This is a genomic window from Escherichia sp. E4736 (genome assembly GCF_005781225.1).
Taxonomy (GTDB): domain Bacteria; phylum Pseudomonadota; class Gammaproteobacteria; order Enterobacterales; family Enterobacteriaceae; genus Escherichia.
On record NZ_VATT01000018.1, the window covers coordinates 276491 to 290241 of the forward strand.

General features: G+C 52.1%; 12 protein-coding genes. 1 reads left to right on the plus strand and 11 read right to left on the minus strand.

Annotated features, from left to right (window positions below):
* Positions 1-48: 48 nt before the first annotated feature.
* The 11 genes from hscC to miaB all read right to left on the minus strand — a co-directional run bounded on the left by hscC (position 49) and on the right by miaB (position 12256).
* Positions 49-1719: a molecular chaperone HscC gene (gene hscC, locus FEK46_RS14940; RefSeq protein WP_135493537.1), complete on the minus strand. Its 1671-nt coding sequence runs from the start codon at positions 1717-1719 to the stop codon at positions 49-51.
* A gap of 83 nt (positions 1720-1802) precedes the next feature.
* Entirely contained in the window at positions 1803-2738 is a 936-nt protein-coding gene (gene rihA / locus FEK46_RS14945; RefSeq protein WP_135559942.1) for a pyrimidine-specific ribonucleoside hydrolase RihA, read from the minus strand.
* Positions 2739-2855: 117 nt separating this feature from the next.
* Positions 2856-3581, minus strand: coding sequence for a glutamate/aspartate ABC transporter ATP-binding protein GltL (gltL, locus tag FEK46_RS14950; RefSeq protein ID WP_000631384.1), 726 nt, complete (start codon positions 3579-3581; stop codon positions 2856-2858).
* Positions 3581-4255 (minus strand): glutamate/aspartate ABC transporter permease GltK, encoded by a 675-nt coding sequence (gene gltK / locus FEK46_RS14955; RefSeq protein WP_000272828.1) that lies wholly within the window; start codon positions 4253-4255, stop codon positions 3581-3583. The genes gltL and gltK overlap by 1 nt, the downstream gene beginning before the upstream one ends.
* A complete protein-coding gene (gltJ, locus tag FEK46_RS14960; protein WP_000020950.1) occupies positions 4255-4995 on the minus strand; it encodes a glutamate/aspartate ABC transporter permease GltJ in 741 nt (246 codons plus the stop codon). Before gltJ ends, gltK begins: the two co-directional genes overlap by 1 nt.
* A gap of 169 nt (positions 4996-5164) precedes the next feature.
* Complete coding sequence (gene gltI, locus FEK46_RS14965) at positions 5165-6073, minus strand: glutamate/aspartate ABC transporter substrate-binding protein GltI (protein ID WP_001177085.1); 909 nt, start codon at positions 6071-6073, stop codon at positions 5165-5167.
* A gap of 395 nt (positions 6074-6468) precedes the next feature.
* Positions 6469-8007: an apolipoprotein N-acyltransferase gene (gene lnt / locus FEK46_RS14970; protein ID WP_135559941.1), complete on the minus strand. Its 1539-nt coding sequence runs from the start codon at positions 8005-8007 to the stop codon at positions 6469-6471.
* Between the two features lie 24 nt (positions 8008-8031).
* Complete coding sequence (corC, locus tag FEK46_RS14975) at positions 8032-8910, minus strand: CNNM family magnesium/cobalt transport protein CorC (protein ID WP_001278605.1); 879 nt, start codon at positions 8908-8910, stop codon at positions 8032-8034.
* Between the two features lie 89 nt (positions 8911-8999).
* Positions 9000-9467 carry an rRNA maturation RNase YbeY gene (gene ybeY, locus FEK46_RS14980; RefSeq protein ID WP_130206518.1) on the minus strand — a complete coding sequence of 156 codons (468 nt, stop codon included), beginning with the start codon at positions 9465-9467 and terminating at the stop codon, positions 9000-9002.
* On the minus strand, positions 9464-10504 hold the full coding sequence (locus FEK46_RS14985; protein ID WP_001018040.1) for a PhoH family protein: 1041 nt from the start codon (positions 10502-10504) through the stop codon (positions 9464-9466). Before FEK46_RS14985 ends, ybeY begins: the two co-directional genes overlap by 4 nt.
* 327 nt (positions 10505-10831) lie before the next feature.
* Positions 10832-12256, minus strand: a complete 1425-nt coding sequence (gene miaB / locus FEK46_RS14990; protein WP_000162740.1) for a tRNA (N6-isopentenyl adenosine(37)-C2)-methylthiotransferase MiaB — start codon at positions 12254-12256, stop codon at positions 10832-10834.
* 145 nt (positions 12257-12401) lie between these two features.
* Here miaB and ubiF point away from each other — a divergent pair, with 145 nt between their 5' ends.
* Positions 12402-13577 (plus strand): 3-demethoxyubiquinol 3-hydroxylase, encoded by a 1176-nt coding sequence (gene ubiF, locus FEK46_RS14995; RefSeq protein ID WP_135406198.1) that lies wholly within the window; start codon positions 12402-12404, stop codon positions 13575-13577.
* Positions 13578-13751 lie beyond the last annotated feature (174 nt).

A 13751-nucleotide genomic window follows, 5' to 3' on the forward strand; every position in this document is an offset into this window, starting at 1 on the left:
CTACGAGTAGGCCGGATGCAGCGTTTACGCCGCATCCGGCAGTCGTGTTTATGGGAGCTCAATGGCTAAATAATCGCTCGCCCGCCGCCTAACCTCATCGACGCGGGCCATATCGTTTGACTGCAACGCCTCATCAAAATCGGTGATCACCCGGCCAATCTCTTCTCGCTCTTCACCCAGCGCACGCGCCCACAACTCTTCCAGTTTGGCTTTAAAGGTACGGTTAATGAGCATATCGCGCGGATAAATTTTCAATGCGGATAACCGCGCCCGACTCTCTTCAATCTGCTGAGCGCTCAATGTTACCGGACTGTGATTAATGACTCTGGACTTAACGCTGCCGTCTTCCAGAAGCACGTCAACTTCAAGCAACCCGTTGATATCATAACTAAAGCGAATATCAATCGACTGATAAGCCCCGGTTTTCTTCAACGGCACATCGAATGACTCCACCAGAATGTTATTTTTAACTTTGTGGTTTTCTCCCTGATAGACGTTAACCGTAATTGAATCCTGTTCCGGGTGCATGGTTGAGTAAGTTTCTACACGCGATACAGGCACAGTGGTGTTTCGTTCAATAATTGGCGAGAAAATGCCGGAAACGCCCTGGCGGTTAACTTCAACGCCCAACGAGTAGGGGCAAATATCGGTGAGGATCACTTCTTCAATATCTTCGCTGCGTAAGCGGCAGGCGGCCTGGATCGCTGCGCCCAGCGCGACAATGGTGCTCGGGTCGTAACTTTGATACGGTAGTTTGCCAAACAGACGCACGGCGATTCGCTGCACCAGCGGCATTTGCGACGCACCGCCGACCAGTACCAGGCTGTCGATTTGACTCGGTTTCAGACGTGCATCGCGCAACGCCTGTTCAATCGGCACACGCAAGCGGTTGAGTAGCGGCAACCACAAATCTTCCAGTTCGTTCTCGTAAAATTCGCATTCACGTGTTTCTTCCTGGTACTGCCAGCGAATGTGCATTGGCGATTGATTGCTACATTTTGTCGCTTCCACGCAGGCGTATAAGGCTGCCAGTTCGCTCTCGTTAAGCGTGGTTTTGGCAACTTCCGTGCGTCTTAAAACTTCATCGACCAGCATATGAGTAAAATCTTCGCCACCAAGAAAGTTATCACCCGCGGAGGCGTGCACTTCAATCACCGGCGTAGCGTATTCAAGCACCGTGACGTCAAACGTGCCGCCACCGAGATCAAAAACCAGCGAGCGGGTATTTTGCTGCGTATGCAGGCCATACGCCATCGCGGCTGCCGTTGGCTCATTAATCAGGCGCACTGCATTTAGCCCGGCTAACTCTGCTGCTAAACGGGTATGCTTGCGTTGTTCATCACTGAAATAAGCAGGAACAGAGATCACCACATCTTTAATCGGTTGTTGCAGAAATTCTTCAGCATCTTCTTTTAATGAACGCAATACCAAAGAGGACAATTCCGGTGCATTAAATGTGTCACCGCCTAAACGCCAGTTGGTATTACTGCCCATCGCGCGTTTAAATAACGCTGCGGTTTTATCAGGATGCGATGTGCGCCTGGACACTGCCGGTTTACCGACCAGAATATGGTTATTTTCATCCATGCTAATTATGGATGGTGTTAAATATTCACCGAATTTATTTGGAATTAATTGTGCGGCACCGTCTTTCCAGACAGCAATTAAACTATTGGTAGTACCGAGATCGATACCAATGGCGAGTTCTGCATTATCCATTGCATTTATATCTTGAAAGAAAAAGAGATAACCAGATTAAGACCACCCTGGTAAAACGTGGTGATCTTAATCAATAAGGAGTATTAAGCGTAAAATTTCAGACGTTCAGCCAGTAAATCAACAAAGCCCTGACGATCAACATCGACCATTACAGTGGCATTCGGTTTATTACCGGTCAGATAGTAATAATCAACAACTGTCATCCCCTGGGTATATTTCCCCTGTGTTTCAACGCCGACCCAGCGCTCCACGGTGGTAAACAACTCGGGTTTCAATAGCCAGGCAATGGTGCACGGATCGTGCAGCGGCGCGCCGACAAAGCCCCATTTTTCGTCTTTATGATATTCGAGGAAGAAATCCAGCAGTTCGGCAACAATGGTTGAAATCGGGTTACCAATCGCGCGGAAACGCTCGGTGTCTTCAACGTGGATTTGTGCTTTGTGAGTGACATCCAGACCGGCCATCACCACCGGGATCCCTGACTGGAAGACAATCTCTGCTGCTTCCGGGTCCACGTAAATATTAAACTCGGCGGCTGGCGTCCAGTTACCAAGCCCCATTGCACCACCCATAATCACGATACGGGCGATTTTGCTGTGCAGTTCCGGATGGCTATTGAGCAGCAAGGCGACGTTAGTTTGCGGTCCGGTAGAAACAATGGTGACAGGTTCCGTACTTTCACGCAGCGTTTTCGCCATCAGCTCTACCGCCGTACAGTTTTGCGGTGCAAACGTCGGTTCCGGTAATGCCGGACCATCCAGACCGCTTTCGCCGTGCACATTGTCCGCGATAATCAACTCACGCATTAACGGTTTCACCGCGCCGCCTGCTACCGGAATATCGGTGCGATTAAGCAAGGTCAGCATACGCAGAACATTGCGTAATGTTTTATCGGGTGTCTGGTTTCCGGCGGAAGATGTGATGGCTTTGACATCAAGCTCTGGTGAGGCGAGGGCGAGAACTATTGCGATAGCGTCGTCATGACCTGGGTCGCAATCTAACAGAATTGGCAGTGCCATTGTTGCTCCTTGTTGTGTGTTTCTTTGCGACAAGGGTAACGCCGGAATGTAACAGATACGAGGACCGAAACGATAAAGCGTGAGATGGCGCGCACCTGGGTATGCGCGCCAGAAGGATTAGTGCAGGATTTTCGCGAGGAAGTCTTTTGCGCGGTCCGATTTCGGATCATCGAAGAAAGCGTCTTTCGGCGAGTCTTCGACAATTTTTCCCTCGTCCATAAAGATCACTCTATTCGCCACTTTACGGGCAAAGCCCATTTCGTGGGTCACCACCATCATGGTCATCCCCTCGTTCGCCAGTTCCACCATCACGTCCAGCACTTCGTTGATCATCTCCGGATCCAGCGCCGATGTCGGTTCGTCGAACAGCATCGCAATAGGATCCATGCACAATGCGCGAGCGATCGCCACACGCTGCTGCTGACCGCCGGAAAGCTGCGCCGGAAACTTATTGGCATGTGCGGAAAGTCCCACGCGCTCCAGCAATTTCAATGCTTTTTCACGAGCCGGCGCTTTATCGCGTTTAAGCACTTTCACCTGCGCCAGGGTCAAGTTTTCGATAATCGACAGATGAGGGAACAGTTCAAAATGCTGGAACACCATCCCGACGCGGGAACGCAGCTTTGCCAGATCGGTTTTCTTGTCGTTAACCACGATACCATCGACGGTGATTTCACCTTGCTGCACCGGTTCGAGGCCGTTGACGGTTTTAATCAGCGTTGATTTGCCAGAACCAGACGGGCCGCAAACCACCACCACTTCGCCTTTTTTCACTTCGGTTGAGCAGTCGGTCAGCACCTGAAAGTGACCATACCATTTTGAAACATTTTTCAGGGTAATCATTATGCTGTCCTTCTTTTCAAGTAGCTGACCAACAACGACGCGCTAAGGCTAATAACGAAATAAACAAATCCGGCAAACAGGATCATCTCAACCTGCGTACCATCACGCTCACCAATGGTTGAGGCGGTACGGAAGAAATCGGCCAGAGATAACACATACACCAGTGAGGTATCCTGGAACAGTACGATACCCTGAGTGAGCAGCAGCGGCACCATCGCGCGGAACGCCTGCGGCAGAATAATCAGTTTCATCGACTGCCAGTGAGTCATCCCCAACGCCAGCGCGGCGCTTGACTGACCACGAGAAATACTTTGAATACCGGCGCGGATAATCTCTGAATAGTAGGCCGCTTCAAACATCGAAAACGCCACCATCGCAGAAATTAAACGAATATCGGTTTTCGGCGATAATCCCAGCACGTTTTGCAGAAAACCCGGCACAATCAGGTAAAACCACAACAGTACCATTACCAGTGGGATCGAACGGAACACGTTAACGTAGGCTTTGGCAAACCAGGCAACGGGCGCAAAGCTCGATAAGCGCATCACCGCCAGCATGGTGCCCCACAAAATACCAATCACGACTGCCGTGACGGTGATTTTCAGGGTGATCACCAGCCCATCCAGCAGATACGGCAGGGAAGGGACAATAGAACTCCAGTCAAACTCGTACATTATTTGCCCCCCATATTGCCGGGCAGGCGAACTTTACGTTCAACCAGCGTCATCACCAGCATGATAACCGCGTTAATCAACACATACGCCAGCGTGATGGCGGTAAACGACTCCCAGGCGTGGGCCGAGTAGTCGAGCAATTTACCCGCCTGCGCCGCCATATCTACCAGACCGATAGTCGAGGCGATGGCGGAGTTTTTCACCAGGTTCATCATCTCGGAAGTCATCGGCGGGACGATAACGCGATAAGCGTTAGGCAGCAGCACATAGCGGTAAGCCTGCGGCAGCGTCAGCCCCATTGCCAGCGCGGCATTCTTCTGCCCGCGCGGTAGTGACTGGATTGCGGCGCGTACTTGTTCGCAAACGCGAGCCGCAGTAAACAGCCCCAGGCAGAGCATAGAGGAGAGGAAAAACTGAATATTTGGGTCCAGTTCCGCCTTAAACCACATGCCGATTTTCTCCGGCAGCAGCTCTGGGATCACCAGATACCAGGTAAAGAATTGCACAATCAATGGCACGTTGCGGAACAGTTCGACATACAACGTACCCAGACCGGAGAGAAAACGGTTAGGAACGGTGCGCAAAATGCCGAATAACGAGCCGACGAGGAAAGCGATAATCCAGGCGCAGATCGACAAAGCGATCGTCACCTGAAAACCACTCCAGATCCAACCAAGATAGGTGGTGTTGCCGAACGGGGCTTGTTGTAAAAAAATACCCCAGTTCCAGTCTATAGACATAAATCTACTCCAGAAAAAAGAGGGTAGCAGCGTTAACTGCTACCCTCGAAGATTGTTACCCAGCGTATTGCGGTTTTCAGGCCCGATGGGGAACGACCATCAGGCGTATAGTCTGTCCGTGCTACGTAACAATCGAGAGGGCTGGAATTTCCGCCCCTGGTTCTTGTAATTAGTTCAGTGCTTTGTCATTCGGTTCTTTGAACAGTGCTTTCATTTCGTCCGACAGTTCGAAATTCATGTTCAGGTTTTTCGGCGGAATTGGATTTTTGAACCATTTATCAAACCATTTTTCCGCTTCACCGGAGGTCTGGACCTGAGCGATGGTGTCATCCATCAGCTTTTTGAACTGCGGATCGTCTTTACGCAACATGCAACCGTAAGCTTCCTGAGACTGCGGCTTGCCGACGATTTCCCAGTTGTCTGGTTTCTTCGCTTTCGCACGTTCACCAGCCAGCAGAGCATCATCCATCATAAAGGCAACGGCACGACCGCTTTCCAGGGTGCGGAAAGAGTCACCGTGATCTTTGGCGCTGATAATTCGCATATTCATTTTTTGCTCTTCATTCAGTTTGTTGAGCAAAACTTCAGAGGTAGTGCCGGAAGTAACGACTACGGCTTTGCCTTTCAGATCGGCAAAATCTTTGATATCACCACCCTTTTTGGTCAACAGGCGCGTACCGACCACGAAAATAGTGTCAGAGAAAGCCGCCTGTTTTTGGCGTTCGACGTTGTTGGTGGTAGAACCACATTCAAAATCAAAAGTGCCGTTTTGCAGCAGTGGAATACGGTTTTGTGAGGTGATCGGAATCAGTTTCACCTGCAAGTCCGGTTTGTTGAGTTTCTTTTTCACTGCTTCAACAATGGCGTTGGAGTAATCCTGCGAGTAACCCACCACTTTTTGCTGATTGTCGTAATAAGAAAAAGGTACTGAAGATTCACGGTGACCGACGACAATCACACCGTTTTTGGCGATTTTGTCTAGTGTACTGCCCGCTGCCGGGGCGGCGTCATCTGCCTGTGCCAGTCCTGCGGAAAGCGCCAGGGCCAGGATTGCTGTGGCAGGTTTACGTAATTGCATATCCAACTCCTTTATCTTCTGCGTTAAAAACGCATGGATACCCGTTGTGAGTGTTTGTGTTGTTATCATCTGCAACTTTATTGTGCAGTGTTGTGCTTGTTAGGTAACATTTAGTTTGGCTAAATGTAAAGATATTGCTGTTTTATTGTTTGTTTTTGCGAGATGCACCGCACCATTCCGAAGCAAAATTCTTAAAATGCACCTTTTTGGTGCTACCGGTGGATTGTTGTGGTGCAACCGGGTTGCGCTAATGCCGGTTCAAGGTTTGCCTTGTATAACAAAGCAATAGATGTGCCAGAAATGGACAGAAGAATGGTGAAGGTGGAAAAGGTGTGCATGCCGCATCCGGCGAGCGTGCCGAAATACGGGATGTATTCCGGCACGATAAGAAGGGATTATTTACGTCGCTGACGCAGACTCATCAACACAGCGGCAAAACCAAACAGCGCCGTCAGCGCCCAAAGCGGCCAGTTGCCGGTACGTGCGTATGGCGTGAGTCCGGTAGTCGGCGTCACGTTAGTGGTCAACACCTCGCGGGTGAATTGCGGGATCATCGCCTGAATCTCACCTTGAGGACCAATCACCGCCGTAATGCCGTTATTGGTGCTGCGCAGTAGCGGGCGCGCCAGCTCCAGCGCACGCATTCGCGCCATCTGGAAGTGCTGCCATGGACCAATAGACTTACCAAACCACGCATCGTTGGAGATAGTCAGCAGATAGTCGGTATCCGGGCGGAAGTTATCGCGCACTTGTTCTCCAAGAATGATCTCGTAGCAAATAGCCGCAGTAAGCTCAATACCATTTACCGACAGCGGCGGCTGGATATATGGCCCACGGCTGAACGACGACATCGGCAGATCAAAGAACGGTGCTAACGGACGCAGAATCGACTCCAGCGGGACAAACTCGCCAAACGGCACCAGATGGTTTTTGTTATAGCGATCGGCTGATTCGTAGCTGTACGGTGCACCTTTACCCAGCGTGATGATGGTGTTGTAGGTATCGTAGCGGTTCTGCTTATTGAGACGCGCGTCGACAATCCCGGTGATCAACGAGCTACCTTTCTCACGCAGAACGCCATCCAGCTCTTTGAGGAACGGTTGCTGATTAATTTCCAGATCGGTTATCGCTGACTCCGGCCAGATGATCAGCGACGATTTACCCATCAGTGGTGCCGTTGCGTTGTAGTAAACCTTCAGCGTATTAAGAAGCTGGCCTTCGTCCCACTTCAGCGATTGCGGAATATCGCCCTGAACCATCGAAACCTGAATGGTTTTCTCCGGTTGCGGGGTGAACCACTGGATGTAACGCAGCGGGAAGGGAAGGGCGAACAGCACGACGGCCACCACCAGCGGACGCCAGTTGCGTTTGACTAACGCCAGTGCCAGCAGGCCGCTAACCATCATCAGCAGAAAGTTAATGGCTTCCACGCCCATTATCGGTGCCAGCCCTTTTAACGGGCCGTCAATCTGGCTATAGCCGAACTGCAACCACGGGAAGCCAGTCAGCACCCAACCGCGCAGAAACTCGGTTACTTGCCAGAGAGCAGGGGCGGCAATCGCCACGCGTAGCCAGGTGGTTTTCGGCCACAGACGCGACAACACGCCAGCAAACAGTCCGGTATACAGCGACAGATACGCCGCCAGCAGTACCACCAGGAAGATGTTAACCGGGCCAGGCATTCCGCCAAAGGTCGCGATGCTGACATAGACCCAGTTAATACCGCTGCCAAAGAGGCCAAATCCCCAGCAAAAGCCAATAGCGGCAGACTGGAGTGGACGGCGGTTAAAGGTCAACGCCTGAAGCCCCATCAGCGAAATAATCGCCGCAGGCCAGACGTCGTAAGGAGAGAAGGCCAGCGTTCCGCAGGCACCGAATAATAACGCCAGCAGCAGGCGAATGCGCTGGCGTTCAATTAATGAGGCAAAAGCCATGTAGTTATCTATCCAGTTTCGGTTTTATTCATCCAGCTTTGGCTGGGGTGAGTCATCCGGGATTTTGACATGAACCTGAATAATACGCCGACTATCGGCCATCGCCACTTTGAACTGATAACCGTCGATGTCGATGGTTTCGCCACGCGCCGGAAGATGCCCAAACGCCTGCATCACCAGACCACCGATGGTGTCAACCTCTTCATCGCTAAAGTGGGTGCCGAACGCTTCGTTGAAATCTTCAATGGAAGCCAGTGCGCGCACAGTCCAGGTATGACGACTCAGCTGACGGAAGTCGATATCATCTTCTTCGTCATACTCGTCTTCAATCTCACCAACAATCAGTTCCAGGATGTCTTCAATGGTCACCAGACCGGAAACCCCACCGAATTCGTCAATGACGATCGCCATGTGGTAACGCTGAGAGCGAAACTCTTTCAGCATCCGGTCTACGCGCTTACTTTCAGGAACGACAACCGCCTGACGTAACACTTTGTCCATGCTGAAGGCTTCAGCATCGCTGCGCATAAACGGCAGCAAGTCTTTCGCCATCAGAATCCCTTCAATGTGATCTTTGTCTTCGCTAATCACCGGGAAACGTGAGTGGGCGGACTCGATGATGACATCAAGGCATTCGTCCAGCGTCTGGTTGCGTTTCAGGGTAATCATCTGGGAGCGGGGGATCATGATGTCGCGAACGCGTTGGTCTGCGATGTCCATTACCCCTTCGAGCATATCGCGCGTATCTTCGTCGATAAGGTCGTTCTGCCCGGAATCACGGATCAGCGCCAGCAGTTCGTCACGGTTTTTCGGTTCACCGTGGAAAAGTTGGCTGAGTAACAGGGAGAAAAATCCCTTCTTGTTGCTTATCGTGTCACTACTGTGTGAATTGTCGTCGCTCATGGCGTCGTATGGGTTCTCATGTTAGTTAATCAAAACGCCGTCGTTAATCACCAACGGCGGGGACATCTGCCAGTCAAATGCCTGGCAAATTATTCTTTCTCGGCAATGTACGGATCCTCATAGCCCAGAGCAAGCATAATCTCTGTTTCGAGGGCTTCCATTTCTTCTGCTTCGTCATCTTCGATGTGATCGTAACCTAACAAATGCAGACTGCCATGCACCACCATATGCGCCCAGTGCGCCTCCAGTGGTTTGCCTTGCTCCTGAGCTTCCTTCTCAACCACCTGACGGCAGATAACCAGATCGCCCAGTAGCGACATCTCCATGCCAGGCGGCACTTCAAACGGGAAGGAGAGCACGTTGGTCGGCTTATCCTTACCGCGATAGGTCATATTCAGACTGTGGCTTTCGGCGGTGTCGACCACGCGAATAGTCACTTCCGACTCTTCCTGAAACTGCGGGATCACCGCATTCAGCCATGTCTGAAACTGGCTCTCTTCCGGTAACCCGGAATTATCTTCACATGCCAGTTGTAAATCGAGGATCACCTGACTCATTTTTGTTCCTGTTCTTCGCGCTTGCGTTCTGCCGCCAGCGCCGCTTTACGTTTTTGTTCAGCTTCTTCCCAGGCTTCATAGGCGTTAACGATACGCGCCACCACCGGGTGACGAACCACGTCTTCGCTGTGGAAGAAGTTAAAGCTGATCTCTTCGACATCGGCCAGCACTTCGATGGCGTGACGCAAACCAGACTTGGTATTACGCGGCAGGTCGATCTGCGTGACGTCGCCGGTGATAACCGCTTTTGAGTTAAAACCGATACGGGTCAGGAACATCTTCATCTGTTCGATGGTGGTGTTCTGGCTCTCATCAAGAATGATAAACGCGTCGTTCAGCGTACGACCACGCATATAGGCCAGCGGCGCGACTTCAATAACGTTGCGCTCAATCAGTTTCTCGACTTTCTCAAAACCCAGCATTTCAAACAGCGCGTCGTACAGCGGGCGCAGATACGGGTCTACTTTCTGGCTTAAATCACCCGGCAGGAAGCCCAGTTTCTCACCGGCTTCTACTGCCGGACGAGTCAGCAGAATACGGCGAATTTCCTGACGCTCCAGGGCATCAACTGCCGCAGCTACCGCCAGGTAGGTTTTACCCGTACCCGCCGGGCCAACGCCGAAGGTGATGTCATGGTCGAGAATATTGGCGATGTACTGCGCCTGGTTTGGCGTGCGCGGCTTAATTACGCCGCGTTTGGTTTTGATATTGACCGCTTTGCCGTACTCCGGCACGCTCTCTGCGCTTTGCTCCAGCACGCGCGCTTCTTTAATCGCAAGGTGGATCTGTTCTGGTTCGATATCCTGAATCTGACCGCGCATTGGGGCGGTATCGACATACAGGCTGCGCAGAATGTCTGCCGCGGCGGTGACGCAAATCGGGCGGCCGGTCAGTTTAAAGTGGTTATCGCGGCGATTGATTTCGATGCCGAGACGGCGTTCGAGTTGTTTGATGTTGTCATCAAACGGGCCGCACAGGCTCAACAGACGCGCGTTGTCTGCTGGCTCCAGGGTGATTTCGCGAGTGTCTATGTTCAAACTGTTCCTCTTATCTGTATGCCGCCGGAAGCTGAACATTCACCGGCCTATAACGAAATTATTCACGCCACAGGAAAAAGGCGCAAGCATTGCGATAAAGATGGGGATAAAGAGAGAAAAAACAAGGCCCACCGGAACGGCGGGCCAGTGATTATTGACGAAGTGCGTGTTGTTCATGCCGGATGCGGCGTAAACGCCTTATCCGGCCTACAAATTCATGCAAATTCAATATATTGCTGGAATCATGTAGGCATGATAAGCGTAGCGCATCAGGCAATTTGCGTTTGTCGTCAGTCTCAAAACTTACCAGACTGGCGGGCCTGAGAATTACGGCTGATAATAACCCACGCCCAGGTCGTTTTCTTTGCGGGTACGGGCAATCACCGATTCCGGTGTTTCTGCCACGCGCAGACCCATTTCATCTTCAGTACGCACCACTTTACCGCGCAGAGAGTTCGGGTAGACGTCGGTAATTTCTACATCGACGAATTTACCGATCATATCCGGTGTGCCCTCGAAGTTGACCACGCGGTTATTTTCGGTACGCCCGGAAAGTTCCATGATGCTCTTACGCGATGTACCTTCTACCAGAATACGTTGGGTGGTGCCGAGCATCCGGCGGCTCCATGCCATCGCTTGCTGATTGATACGTTCTTGCAGAATATACAGACGCTGCTTCTTCTCTTCTTCTGGAACATCATCAACCATATCGGCGGCTGGCGTACCCGGACGTGCGGAGAAGATAAAGCTGTAGCTCATGTCGAAATTGACGTCGGCAATCAGCTTCATCGTTTTCTCGAAGTCTTCGGTGGTTTCGCCCGGGAAGCCGACAATGAAATCAGAACTTATCTGAATATCCGGACGCGCCGCACGCAGTTTACGGATGATCGCTTTGTACTCCAGCGCCGTATGGGTACGGCCCATCAGGTTGAGGATGCGATCGGAACCGCTTTGTACCGGCAGGTGCAGGAAGCTCACCAACTCCGGCGTGTCGCGGTACACTTCGATGATATCGTCGGTGAATTCGATCGGATGGCTAGTGGTAAAGCGAATACGATCGATCCCGTCGATCGCAGCAACCAGACGCAGCAGATCGGCAAACGATCCGGTGGTACCGTCGTAGTTCTCACCGCGCCAGGCGTTCACGTTCTGACCGAGCAGGTTGACTTCACGCACGCCCTGTGCCGCAAGCTGGGCAATCTCAAACAGAATATCGTCGGACGGACGGCTTACCTCTTCACCACGGGTGTAAGGCACCACGCAGTAGGTGCAATATTTATTGCAGCCTTCCATGATGGAGACAAACGCAGTCGGCCCTTCGGCGCGCGGTTCCGGCAGACGGTCGAACTTCTCGATTTCCGGGAAGCTGATATCTACAACGGGGCTGCGGTCGCCGCGCACGGAGTTGATCATCTCTGGCAGACGGTGCAGCGTTTGCGGCCCAAAAATAATATCGACATAGTGGGCGCGCTGGCGAATGTGCTCGCCTTCTTGCGATGCCACGCAGCCGCCGACGCCGATAATCAGGTCCGGATTCTTCTCTTTTAACAGTTTCCAGCGACCCAACTGATGGAAGACTTTTTCCTGAGCCTTCTCGCGGATTGAGCAGGTGTTCAGCAGCAGCACATCCGCTTCTTCCGCCACGTCGGTCAGTTGATAGCCGTGGGTGGCATCCAGCAGATCGGCCATCTTCGATGAATCGTACTCGTTCATCTGACAGCCCCAGGTTTTAATATGGAGTTTTTTGGTCATCGACTTGCTCTTGCGAAATAGTAGCCAGGAATGCAGGGCGCATAGTGTAATGCTTTGCTGCCGTTGTGACCAGTATGAGCGTTATCAGCCCTTGGGGGTAAAAATCCTGTAAACTTAAAGCATATTGCTAACAGGATGATTGACCATGACAAATCAACCAACGGAAATTGCCATTGTCGGCGGAGGAATGGTCGGCGGTGCACTGGCGCTGGGACTGGCACAGCACGGATTTTCGGTAACGGTAATCGAGCACGCAGAACCTGCGCCGTTTGTCGCTGATAGCCAGCCGGATGTGCGGATCTCGGCGATTAGTGCGGCTTCGGTATCATTGCTTAAAGGTTTAGGCGTCTGGGATGCAGTACAGGCTATGCGTTGCCATCCTTACCGCAGACTGGAAACCTGGGAGTGGGAAACGGCGCATGTGGCGTTTGACGCCGCTGAACTTAAGTTACCGTTGCTGGGCTATATGGTAGAAAACACTGTCCTGCAACAGGCGCTTTGGCAGGCGCTGGAAGCGCATCCGAACGTGACGTTACGTGTGCCAACCTCGCTGATTGCGCTGCATCGCCATAATGATCTTCAGGAGCTGGAACTGAAGGGCGGCGAAGTGATCCGCGCGAAACTGGTGATTGGTGCCGACGGCGCAAATTCGCAGGTGCGGCAGATGGCGGGAATTGGCGTTCATGCCTGGCAGTATGCGCAGTCGTGTATGTTGATTAGCGTACAGTGCGAGAACGATCCCGGCGACAGCACCTGGCAGCAATTTACCCCGGACGGACCTCGTGCGTTTCTGCCGCTGTTTGATAACTGGGCATCGCTGGTGTGGTATGACTCTCCGGCGCGCATTCGCCAGTTGCAGAATATGAATATGGCGCAGTTACAGGCGGAAATCGCGAAGCATTTCCCGTCGCGTCTGGGTTACGTGACACCGCTTGCCGCTGGTGCGTTTCCGCTGACACGTCGCCATGCGTTGCAGTATGTGCAACCAGGGCTTGCACTGGTGGGCGATGCCGCGCATACCATCCATCCGCTGGCGGGGCAGGGGGTGAATCTTGGTTATCGTGATGTTGATGCCCTGATTGATGTTCTGGTCAACGCCCGCAGCTATGGCGAAGCGTGGGCCAGTTATCCTGTGCTCAAGCGTTACCAGATGCGGCGCATGGCGGATAACTTCATTATGCAAAGCGGTATGGATCTGTTTTATGCCGGATTCAGCAATAATCTGCCGCCGCTGCGTTTTGTGCGTAATCTCGGATTAATGGCTGCGGAGCGTGCTGGCGTGTTGAAACGTCAGGCGCTGAAATATGCATTAGGGTTGTAGCCTTACAACATTGCCGGATGCATGCCAACCGTAGGTCGGATAAGACGCGCCAGCGTCGCATCCGACATTGAAGGATAAGACGTGTCAGCATCACATTCGGCATTGAATATACGCAGAAAAGCAAAAAGCTCGCCGAAGCGAGCTTTTTTAATGTGGCTGGGGTACGAGGATTCG

What these genes read in the sequence shown, in the direction of transcription:
- ubiF (WP_135406198.1), top strand. Translation starts at nt 12,402, where the DNA reads ATGACAAATCAACCAACGGAAATTGCCATTGTCGGCGGAGGAATGGTC.
- lnt (WP_135559941.1), bottom strand. Translation starts at nt 8,007, where the DNA reads ATGGCTTTTGCCTCATTAATTGAACGCCAGCGCATTCGCCTGCTGCTG.
- gltJ (WP_000020950.1), bottom strand. Translation starts at nt 4,995, where the DNA reads ATGTCTATAGACTGGAACTGGGGTATTTTTTTACAACAAGCCCCGTTC.
- rihA (WP_135559942.1), bottom strand. Translation starts at nt 2,738, where the DNA reads ATGGCACTGCCAATTCTGTTAGATTGCGACCCAGGTCATGACGACGCT.
- gltI (WP_001177085.1), bottom strand. Translation starts at nt 6,073, where the DNA reads ATGCAATTACGTAAACCTGCCACAGCAATCCTGGCCCTGGCGCTTTCC.
- gltL (WP_000631384.1), bottom strand. Translation starts at nt 3,581, where the DNA reads ATGATTACCCTGAAAAATGTTTCAAAATGGTATGGTCACTTTCAGGTG.
- ybeY (WP_130206518.1), bottom strand. Translation starts at nt 9,467, where the DNA reads ATGAGTCAGGTGATCCTCGATTTACAACTGGCATGTGAAGATAATTCC.
- miaB (WP_000162740.1), bottom strand. Translation starts at nt 12,256, where the DNA reads ATGACCAAAAAACTCCATATTAAAACCTGGGGCTGTCAGATGAACGAG.
- corC (WP_001278605.1), bottom strand. Translation starts at nt 8,910, where the DNA reads ATGAGCGACGACAATTCACACAGTAGTGACACGATAAGCAACAAGAAG.
- gltK (WP_000272828.1), bottom strand. Translation starts at nt 4,255, where the DNA reads ATGTACGAGTTTGACTGGAGTTCTATTGTCCCTTCCCTGCCGTATCTG.
- hscC (WP_135493537.1), bottom strand. Translation starts at nt 1,719, where the DNA reads ATGGATAATGCAGAACTCGCCATTGGTATCGATCTCGGTACTACCAAT.